Raw genomic sequence first — 418 nt, forward strand, 5'->3', positions numbered from 1 at the left:
CCTCGCCATCTATGCCTATCCGCGCGGCGAGCTGAAACGCCAGTTGATCAGTTATCTACGTCAGGCTGACGGCAAACGTCCTAAGCGAACCCAAAGCAATGTGCGTCGAGAACGTTACCCTGCGCATCTGAGTATTCACCTACGCCCCCCTGAGGTTGCAGATCGTCTGGTCCCTGGGCATTGGGAGAGTGATCTGATCATGGGCGCCAATAATCGCTCAGCGGTTGCCACCATGGTCGAGCGTACGAGCCGTTATGTGATTCTCGCCAAGCTCGAAGCCCCCACCGCAGAGGCGGCGGCGGAAGCGATCGTGAGGGAAATGTCGCGGATGGCGCCATCGCTCCTAAAAACCATGACGCATGATCAAGGCAGCGAAATGGCCCGTCATGCCGAAATTACTGCGCGCACGGGGATGAAG

1 protein-coding gene is annotated in these 418 nt (G+C 58.1%); it reads left to right on the top strand.

Going from position 1 to position 418, the window contains the following annotated elements; genetic code table 11:
• Positions 1 to 418: IS30 family transposase (locus tag GHO03_RS24780; protein WP_153400710.1), on the top strand; the 418-nt coding region annotated here is incomplete at both ends.

Origin of the sequence: Pseudomonas sp. FSL R10-1339, assembly GCF_009600545.1 — a bacterium.
GTDB classification, from domain to species: Bacteria; Pseudomonadota; Gammaproteobacteria; order Pseudomonadales; family Pseudomonadaceae; genus Aquipseudomonas; species Aquipseudomonas bubulae.